General features: G+C 65.2%; 1 protein-coding gene. It reads right to left on the bottom strand.

Features of this window, described 5'->3' with window-relative positions; translation table 11 throughout:
- Positions 1-227 (bottom strand): aminotransferase class III-fold pyridoxal phosphate-dependent enzyme (locus tag B1964_RS08945; RefSeq protein ID WP_139765677.1); only part of this gene is annotated, 227 nt, incomplete at both ends.

Raw genomic sequence — 227 nt, 5'->3', positions numbered from 1 at the left:
GAGGTCACCGAATCCGGAGTAATGGGCCAACGTCGCCAATTGTGTGCGCACGGCGTCGGCGATCTCGGTGCGACCGTGACCGACGTTGGTGAACCACAGTCCCGCCGTGGCGTCGAGGTAGGAGTTGCCCTGCGCATCCCAGATGCGCGCCCCCTCACCGCGGGTGACGACGAACGGACCGTTGGTACTCACCGAACCCATGTCGGCGAAGCCATGCCACAGCGAAC

The organism is Gordonia sp. i37, assembly GCF_002043085.1.
Taxonomy (GTDB): Bacteria; Actinomycetota; Actinomycetes; order Mycobacteriales; family Mycobacteriaceae; genus Gordonia; species Gordonia polyisoprenivorans.
This window is presented reverse-complemented; position numbering and strand designations above follow the sequence as displayed.